Raw genomic sequence first — 3,089 nt, 5'->3', positions numbered from 1 at the left:
TTGAAAGACGATTTAATGCACCGAGGGAGCTTGTTTGGAGAACCTGGACAGAACCGAAATTGCTGGCGCACTGGTATGGTCCAGGCGTGGAAACGGTCATCCATAAACTGGATGTCCGCCCGGGCGGTCTGTGGCTCAACGAAATGAAAGCCGGCGGTGGCTGCCATTTTCAACGGGCTGAATACACAGAAGTTGTCGAGCCGGAAAAACTTGTCTGGTTGCACTCCGTTACAGATGATGCCTGGGAAATTACGTCTAACCCGATGATGCCGGATTGGCCGCGTGTGTTGCTGACGACAGTTACGTTCACGCAGGACGGTGACCACACCGATGTGCGCCTGATCTGGACACCTCATGAAGCAAACGACGCAGAAATCGCCTGCTTCGCCGGTGCTATCAGTGGCCTGGACAAGGGTTGGGGCAAAGGTATGGAAATGCTGGAAGAGCTGCTGGCAGATTTGCAGCGCTGACAGAGTTCGACGCTGCAGGCGGAAACCCCGTCTGCAGCTTACGCTTCAGATGTCGGTCCAAGGTAAACGAAAACCAGGAGCCCCATAGGCCGTTGGTACTTGTCACAGGCGCCGGGGCTGAAACTTTGCCTTCCTCATTTCTTTGTCTGATGGCAAAGGATGACCCAGACCGGAAAACGAAAGACGGATAAAACCGATTGCTATTATTTTCGTAGCGACTTAATGCTATGAAAAAGATAGCATGAAGGTGTGCAAATGCTCGCGGTTTTTCCGTTTCTGGCCGCATTGACGGCTTCCTTTGGCTGGGCAACCGGAATTGTATTGGCGCAAATGCCGGCCAAGGCGCTTGGGGCCTTTGAGTTCACCCGTATTCAGCTGATCGCATGTTCGTTGCTCATGGCTGCGGCGTGCACAGTTTTCGGGCTCTGGCACAGCATAGACTGGCTCTATTGGCCATCTTTTGTCGTCAGCACCGTCATCGGTGTTGTTCTCGGCAATCTGACGATGATCGAATGCTTGCGATTGGGCGGACCTCGCTTGACGGAATTGCTCTTGTGTCTCAAGGCACCGATCGTTGCCGTTGTCGCCTTTCTATGGATCGGAGAAACACTGGGGGCGGCCGACCTGATAGGCGGCACACTCATATTGGCAGGGCTCATCCTGGCAATTCAGTTCGGCGGTGGAACAGAGCAGACACACAGGCAACGTGATAAACGGATTGCTCGGGTGCTGGTCCTCGGTGTGCTGGCGGCCGGATTTCAGGGGCTCGGATTTGTCGCGGTCAAACCTGCCTTGACCAACGGGGCCGAACCGCTTGCAATCGCCGCTATTCGCCTGCTCGGAGCCGCGGGGCTGATCCTGCTTTTCGGCTTGTGGCGCAAACAGAGCCAATTGCAGAAAACCGAAGTGACGCCCTATCTGCTGTTCCGGACAATATTACCGGGCGTCATCGGCTACATCGTTTCCTCGTCATTGCTCTTGTATGCCTACGCGAACATCGAGGCTGCACTTGCCACTATCCTAGGCTCGCTTTCACCGCTTTTCGTTCTTCCCATCCTATGGTTCGCTGACGGCAAAAAGCCCAGTGTGCCGTCGGTCGTAGGGGCAGCGATTGCCGTGGCCGGGGCGGCGGCGATTGTGTGGGTGTGATAAGCACGAAATTGGGCGTTCGAGCAAAAATGTGCCGCCCACCGGACGGCACACAATTGGCTTGCAGTTCTAAAGACCTGAACGTCAATCAAACTCTGGTCCGCGAGCGCGGTAGGGTGTGATTTCCTTCCAGGCTTTCATCAGCGTTTCCAGCTCTTCGTCGCTATGCGGTGGCATGACGATCTGGAGTTTGACGAGAAGGTCGCCATGGCCGCCGGTTTTCGTTGGCAGGCCTTTGCCTTTGAGGCGCATTGTCTTTCCGCTGGAGGCATTTTCAGGGATCGTCAGGTTGACTGCACCCGACAGCGTCGGCGTGCGCACTTTGGCACCAAGCACGGCTTCGTAAAGCGTCAGCGGCAAGTCCAGATGCAGATCCGAGCCTTTGACTTCGAACAATTTGTGCGGCCTGATCCGGACTTCGACCATGGCGTCACCTGCCTGACCGCCATTTTCGCCCGGATGTCCTTGGCCTTTCAGGCGGATCTTTTCGCCGTCCTCGACACCTTTCGGCAACGTGGCGTTGACGGTTTTGCCGTTTGGCAGCGTTACTTGTGTCTTGCCGGAATTCACGATGTCTTCCAGCGATACACGAGCGACGATCTCGGCATTCTTGCCTTTGATCTTGGGAGGCGCCTTCGCGCGTGCTCCGCCGCCAAAGCCTGAACCGGCTCCGGCACCGGATCTTCCACGGCCGCGGCCGCCCAATCCGCCGAAAATATCGTTCAGGATATCGTCAAAACCACCGCCGCCACCGCTGCCGCCAGTTGCCCGAAAGCCGCGTGCACCACCGCTTCCGCCTCCTGCACCAAAATCTTCAAATCCTGAAAAGCCTTCAAACCCCTGGGACTGAAAGCGCTGCTTGCCTTCCGCATCGATCTCGCCGCGGTCGAATTGGGCGCGCTTGTCCTTGTCGCCAATGATTTCGTAGGCCTGGTTCACTTCGGCAAAACGCTGTTGTGCCCCCGGATCGTCCTTGTTCTGATCCGGGTGGTATTTCTTGGCCAGTTTTCGAAAGGCCTTTTTTATGTCGCCCTCGCTGGCGGATTTCGCCACACCGAGAACGCTATAGGGATCACGCATTCGTATCACCAGGTTTCTAAGATTTTCCGGCCCGCTTCCTCACGCATAAACGCTCCGGATACATGCCCTGCTCCGAAGCGCGCGTTTGTCAGAGGTAAAACTTGACCGGACTTGTCTACTATATCGGGATGAACAGGAAGAAAATCCAGACGCCCGCCCGATCCAGTAGCCAGTTTGTTTGTATGTGGGTTTTTCAGGACGATCAAGCGTCGGCAACGATCAACGTGGTGACCGCGAACTTTTGTGTGATATCCCGACAAGCAGTTCCGGAATAAAGCTTGATCCCGGCTATCGTATTCGCCGTGGTCTGAAACGAGATGCAGCCTGTGTCGGAAAGGGCTGCCGTATCGATGTTCGTCAGCGTACCCGAATTCCCGCTGGACGCATTGA

4 protein-coding genes are annotated in these 3,089 nt (G+C 55.8%); 2 read left to right on the top strand and 2 right to left on the bottom strand.

Features of this window, described 5'->3' with window-relative positions; all coding sequences use genetic code 11:
* Positions 1–470: SRPBCC domain-containing protein (locus tag K5905_RS30610; protein WP_297591501.1), on the top strand; the 470-nt coding region annotated here is incomplete at its 5' end.
* A gap of 255 nt (positions 471–725) precedes the next feature.
* Positions 726–1,619, top strand: a complete 894-nt coding sequence (locus tag K5905_RS30605) for a DMT family transporter (RefSeq protein WP_297591500.1) — start codon at positions 726–728, stop codon at positions 1,617–1,619.
* Positions 1,620–1,703: 84 nt separating this feature from the next.
* On the opposite strand, the gene K5905_RS30600 is transcribed toward K5905_RS30605, so the two are convergent.
* Positions 1,704–2,699 carry a J domain-containing protein gene (locus K5905_RS30600; protein WP_297591499.1) on the bottom strand — a complete coding sequence of 332 codons (996 nt, stop codon included), beginning with the start codon at positions 2,697–2,699 and terminating at the stop codon, positions 1,704–1,706.
* 202 nt (positions 2,700–2,901) lie between these two features.
* Positions 2,902–3,089, bottom strand: a 188-nt coding sequence (locus K5905_RS30595; RefSeq protein WP_297591498.1) for an RT0821/Lpp0805 family surface protein, incomplete at its 5' end; no start/stop codon positions are given.

This window comes from Roseibium sp., from assembly GCF_025698965.1.
Lineage (GTDB): Bacteria > Pseudomonadota > Alphaproteobacteria > Rhizobiales > Stappiaceae > Roseibium.
This window is presented reverse-complemented; position numbering and strand designations above follow the sequence as displayed.